This window comes from Roseicyclus sp., assembly GCF_052168335.1.
In the GTDB taxonomy this organism is placed as follows: domain Bacteria; phylum Pseudomonadota; class Alphaproteobacteria; order Rhodobacterales; family Rhodobacteraceae; genus Roseibacterium.
The window spans coordinates 1-5,114 of the sequence record NZ_JBQLZP010000692.1 but is presented as its reverse complement, the minus strand read 5'-3'; the positions used below and the strand labels follow the sequence as shown (position 1 = coordinate 5,114).

The 5,114-nt window shown below is 71.2% G+C and carries 6 protein-coding genes and 1 pseudogene; 2 read left to right on the top strand and 5 right to left on the bottom strand.

Annotated elements, in window-relative coordinates; translation table 11 throughout:
* The 3 genes and pseudogenes from ACTS11_RS21045 to ACTS11_RS21035 all read right to left on the bottom strand — a co-directional run.
* A pseudogene (locus ACTS11_RS21045) lies at positions 1-167 on the bottom strand (glucose-6-phosphate dehydrogenase); the annotation flags it as partial.
* Between the two features lie 131 nt (positions 168-298).
* Positions 299-1,261 (bottom strand): agmatinase, encoded by a 963-nt coding sequence (gene speB, locus ACTS11_RS21040; RefSeq protein ID WP_442642233.1) that lies wholly within the window; start codon positions 1,259-1,261, stop codon positions 299-301.
* A 188-nt stretch (positions 1,262-1,449) separates the two neighbouring features.
* Positions 1,450-2,046, bottom strand: coding sequence for an HNH endonuclease (locus tag ACTS11_RS21035; protein WP_442642232.1), 597 nt, complete (start codon positions 2,044-2,046; stop codon positions 1,450-1,452).
* Positions 2,047-2,262: 216 nt separating this feature from the next.
* Here ACTS11_RS21035 and ACTS11_RS21030 point away from each other — a divergent pair, with 216 nt between their 5' ends.
* A complete protein-coding gene (locus tag ACTS11_RS21030; RefSeq protein ID WP_442642231.1) occupies positions 2,263-2,688 on the top strand; it encodes a VOC family protein in 426 nt (141 codons plus the stop codon).
* 3 nt (positions 2,689-2,691) lie between these two features.
* On the opposite strand, the gene ACTS11_RS21025 is transcribed toward ACTS11_RS21030, so the two are convergent.
* Both ACTS11_RS21025 and ACTS11_RS21020 read right to left on the bottom strand, forming a co-directional pair.
* Positions 2,692-3,360, bottom strand: coding sequence for an alpha/beta hydrolase (locus ACTS11_RS21025; protein ID WP_442642230.1), 669 nt, complete (start codon positions 3,358-3,360; stop codon positions 2,692-2,694).
* Positions 3,357-3,983: a DNA-3-methyladenine glycosylase family protein gene (locus ACTS11_RS21020; protein ID WP_442642229.1), complete on the bottom strand. Its 627-nt coding sequence runs from the start codon at positions 3,981-3,983 to the stop codon at positions 3,357-3,359. Before ACTS11_RS21020 ends, ACTS11_RS21025 begins: the two co-directional genes overlap by 4 nt.
* Before the next feature lie 65 nt (positions 3,984-4,048).
* Here ACTS11_RS21020 and ACTS11_RS21015 point away from each other — a divergent pair.
* The coding region (locus tag ACTS11_RS21015) for an MFS transporter (RefSeq protein WP_442642228.1) at positions 4,049-5,114 on the top strand (1,066 nt) is incomplete at its 3' end.

Sequence of the window (5,114 nt, the reverse complement as noted above, 5' to 3'; positions counted from 1 at the left end):
GCCGATTGCTGGGTCCGGGCGGCCCCGATGATCCGCGCCTCGGGCGGCATCTGCCCGTCGAGGAAGCGCCGGTAGAGCGCCGGCAGGATCTTGCGCCGCGCCAGGTCGCCGGTGCCGCCGAAGATCACGAGGTCGAACGGGTCGACCGGAATGACACGCGAAACCATCTGCCTCTCCCAGAGTTCCCGCCGCGCCGCACACACCGCATGTTAGCGCTAACGGAGCCTTTTCGCCCGAGGCGTAACCCGTTCGGCGCGACAAGTCTACCGGCTTCGGGGGAACGGTCCAACCGCGCGCATCACGCCACGGGCTCCATCGCGCAGATCAGCTCGAACATCACCGAGGCCCCCAGCCAGGCCGTCGCGCCCGAGGGATCGAAGGGCGGCGACACCTCCACGAGGTCCGCGCCGAGGATCTCGAGCCCGCGGAGCGCGCGGACGCATTGCAGCGCCTCGAAGCTCGACGGCCCGCCCACCTCGGGCGTTCCGGTCCCGGGCGCGAAGGCCGGGTCGACGAAGTCGATGTCGAAGCTGACGTAGACCGGCCCCTGCCCCGCGACCTGACGCCCCTCCTGCATCACCGAGGCCCAGCCCCGCGCCATGCACTCCTCGATCTCGACGATGTGGACGCCCTTCTCGCGGCCCCAGTCGACATCCTCCTTGTTGTAGGAGGTGCCCCGCATCCCCGCCATGAAGCAGCGCCGGGGATCGAGCCAGCCCTCCTCGATCGCCTGCCGGAACGGGTTGCCGTGGGTCAGCGTCCTGCCCCCGAAATAGGGCGGGTAGAGGTCGGTGTGGCTGTCCAGCAGGATCAGGCCGAAGGGCTCCCCCCGCCGTTTCCCGATCGCGCGCAGCACCGGCAGCGTGCAGAGATGGTCGCCCCCGACCATCAGAGGCCGGATGCCGTCGGCGAGCATCGCGTCCACCGCGGCCTCGGCCGCCCCCAGCGCCTCGTCCTGGTCCACCGGGCTCATCGCCACGTCGCCCATGTCGGCGCAGCGCATGGTCCGGAACGGCGTCTGCCGCGTCGCGCCGTGCATCGCGCGCACCATGGTCGAGGCGTCGCGCAGCGCGCGCGGACCGTGCCGCGCCCCCGGGCGGTTCGAGGTCGCCCCGTCCCAGGGCAGCCCGAGGATGCCGATATCGACCTCCGCCCGCCGCGGATCGCCCTCGGGCACATGAGGCAGCCGCATGAAGCTCGGGAGCCCCGCGTAACGCGGCAGCACCGCCCCCGAGATCGGTTCCCAATCGGTCGTCGTCATCGCATGTCGCTCCGGCCATGTCCCTCTGGTTCGCCGCCCGGAGGCTAGCCGGGGCCCGGGGCCCTGTCACTGGTCCGCGTGACCTCACCCACCCTCACGCGCCCGCGTGGCCGCGCCTGCCCTCACGCGCCCGCGCATTCATCTTTCCACAAATACGCAATCCCCCGCGCGCCACAGGCGCCGAGGTCTCATTCCTCGAGTTCCGCGTCCCAGTAGAGGAAGTCGAGCCAGCTGTCGTGGAGGTAGTTGGGCGGGAACTTGCGGCCCATGTTGCGCAGTTCCTCCGCGCCGGGCTGCCGGGGTGGCTTGCGCAGCGTCAGGCCCGAGGCCCGCAGGCTCCGCGCGCCCTTCCTGAGGTTGCACTTCGCGCAGGCCGCGACGACGTTCTCCCAGCTCGTCACGCCGCCGCGGGCGCGCGGCACCACGTGGTCGAAGGTCAGGTCGCCCTTCGAGCCGCAGTATTGGCAGGAGAACTCATCGCGCAGGAACAGGTTGAAGCGGGTGAAGGCCACGCGCTTCTGCGGCTGGATGTAGTCCTTGAGCACGACGACGGAGGGGATGCGGATCTCGGTCGAGGGGCTGCGCACGACCTCGTCGTACTCCGCCACGATCTGCACCCGGTCGAGCCAGACCGCCTTGATCGCCTCCTGCCAGGGCCAGAGCGACAGCGGGTAGTAGCTGAGCGGGCGGTAATCGGCGTTCAGCACCAGCGCCGGATGGCTCTTGAGCGCGCCCGGCTCGCGCACGAAACTCGTCCTGAATTCTATCTCGGCCGCGGCCTGCATGAGTGACTCCGTTCCCGCCCTGTCTGCCCGCCTCAGGCACCAGAGCGGGAGCGCCCCGCTCCTGCCTTGCTTCCACTATATCTAGCCTTTCGCTTGCGGCAAGCCTCACCAGATACTGTGTCGCCTTGCCGCGTCGTCTACCGCCCGTCGCTGACAGTTTCGTGACGGCCGCCGCCCGGTTTGCGCACGCGCCGCTTTCCGTGGCAGGATGGCGCCATGTCCCGACTGCCAGACGCCCCGCCTCCGGGCGCAATCCTCGAGGCTGCGGTCTATGTCTCCGACCTCGATGCGGCGGAGGCCTTCTACGGCGAACTCCTCGGTCTGCCGCGCCTGATGCGGGTGCCGGGGCGGCATGTCTTCTACCGGGTCGGCGCGACGATCCTGCTGGTGTTCGATCCCGAAGGAACGACGGTGCCGACCTCCGACCCGGCGATCCCCGTACCGCCGCATGGTGCGCGGGGCGAAGGCCATGTCTGCTTCGCCGCGACCGATGCCGAGATCACCGCGATCCGCGCCCGGCTCGCGGCGGCGGGCGTCGAGGCCGAGGCCGATTTCCGATGGCCGAACGGCGCCCGCTCGCTCTACGTGCGCGACCCCTCTGGCAACTCGGTCGAATTCGCCGAGCGCGCGCTCTGGGGCTGAGGCTCAGACGATGCCGAGCTTCTCGCGCATGAAGGCGAGCGCGACCGACAGCCCGTCGGGCGCGATCCCGTGGGCGGTGCCCTTCATGACATGGGCATAGACCTCTTCCCAGCCGGCGCCCTCCAGCGCCTCGGCGGCCTCGGGCAGGCTCTGCGGCGGGACGACATCGTCCATGTCGCCGTGGACGAGCAGGACCGGCGGGCGCACGCGCACCTCCTCGGCCAGCGTCTCGGGCGCGAGGAGGCGACCGGAAAAGCCGACGACGCCGGCCACCGCCTCGGCCCGGCGCGGCGCGACGTGGAGGCTCATCATCGTGCCCTGGCTGAAGCCCACGAGGATCGTCCGCGCGGCCGGCACCCCCTCCTCCGCCATGACGCGGTCGAGAAAGGCGTTCAGGTCGTCCACCGCGCGGCCCATGCCCTCCATCGCCTGCTCCTCGGAGGAGCCGTCGATCCAGGGGATCGGAAACCACTGGAAACCCATCGGGTTCATGCCGCAGCGCTCGGGCGCGTTCGGGGCGACGAAGACCGTGTCCGGCATGTAAGGGGCCAGCGGATCGGCGAGGCCCAGTAGGTCGTTGCCGTCCGCGCCGTAGCCATGAAGGAAGACGACGAGGTTCGACGCCCCGCCGCCCGCGGGCGCGCGGCGCCCGTAGTCCAGAACCCTGCTCACAACACACCCTCCCGGCCGACATCCCAGCGGTAGTAGACCCAGAGCGCGCGCGCGGCAACCGCGCGGACGGGTCGCCAGGGCTCGGCGAGCGCGCGCAGGTCCCGCTCGGTGGGACGCTCGGGCAGGCCCAGGAGGCGCCGCGCCGCCTCCTGCAGCGCGAGGTCTCCCGCGGCGAAGGCATCCGCATGGCCGAGCGCGAACTTGGCGTAGATCTCCGCCGTCCAGCGCCCGATGCCGGGGATCGCTGTGAGGATCGTCACGACCTCCTCCGTCTCCGCGTCCCGAAGCGCGGCCCAGTCGACGCCCGCCCCCGCCAGCGCCCGGACATAGCGCATCTTGGGCCGGCTGAGCCCGCAGGCGCGCAGCGCGGCCTCCTCCGCGGCGAGGACGGCATCCTCGGTCGAGAACCCCGCCGCCTCGAGCCGCGCCCGGATCGCCGCCGCGCTCGCGGTCGAGACCTGCTGGCCCACGATCGCCGAGAGGAGCGCGGGAAACCCGTCCGCCGTCCGCCGCATCGGCAGGGGCCCCGCCGCGAGGACCGGCGCGAAGCGCGGCTCGAGCGCCAGCAGTTCCGCCGCCGCCCGGGCGAGGTCGTCCTCCGTCTCGATGATCCTCGGGGGCATTGTCCATTCCCATGCGGCACCGGACGCTCTGGACCGCGCCCCGGCCATCCTGTAGCCCTTCGCCCATGACGGACGCCAGCCTTTCCCCGACAGACCAGGACCGCGAAGGCGACAGGCGCGCGCGGCGCAACGTGGCGGTCCTCGTGGCCGCGCAGGCCATCCTGGGCAGCCAGATGCCGATGATCTTCGTGGTGGGCGGGCTGGCCGGGCTGATGATCGCACCCTCCCCCGCGCTCGCCACGATCCCGATCTCGCTCATCGTCTTCGGCTCGATGACGACGGCGCCCTGGCTCTCGGCGGTGATGCAGCGCTTCGGGCGCGCGGCGGGCTTCTTCGCGGGCGCGCTCGGCGGCGGGACCGGGGCGGCGCTGGCGGGCTGGGGCCTCTGGATCGACAGTTTCCCGCTGTTCCTCGTCGGCTCCTACCTGACCGGCATCTACATGTCGGCGCAGGGATTCTACCGCTTCGCCGCCGCCGACACCGCCTCGGAGACGTTCCGGCCCAAGGCGATCTCCTACGTGATGGCGGGGGGCCTCCTCTCGGCGCTGATCGGGCCGCAGCTCGTGAAGGTGACGAACGACGCGACCGTGGTGCCTTTCGTCGGCACCTATGCCGCCGTCGTCGTCCTGAACCTCGTCGGCGCCGCCCTGTTCCTCGCGCTCGACCTGCCCAAGCCGAAGCCGCCCGCCCCCGACGCGCCCACGGGCCGCACGCGGCGCGAGCTTCTGCGCGACCCCAGGATCGCGGTCGCGATCATCTGCGGCATGGTCTCCTACGCGCTGATGAACCTGACGATGACCTCGACGCCGCTCGCCATGGTGGGCTGCGGCTTTTCCACCAGCACGGCGGCGGACGTGGTCTCGGCCCACGTGATCGCGATGTTCGCGCCCTCCTTCTTCACGGGCCACCTGATCGCGCGCTTCGGCGCCATGCGGATCGTCGGCATCGGCCTGTTCCTGCTGGCGCTTGCCGGCGGCATGGCGCTGACGGGGGTAGAACTCTACCAGTTCTTCGGCGCGCTGATCCTGCTCGGCGTCGGCTGGAACTTCGGCTTCATCGGGGCGACCGCGATGCTGACGCAGGCCCACACGATCGAGGAGCGCGGCCGCGTGCAGGGGATGAACGACTTCC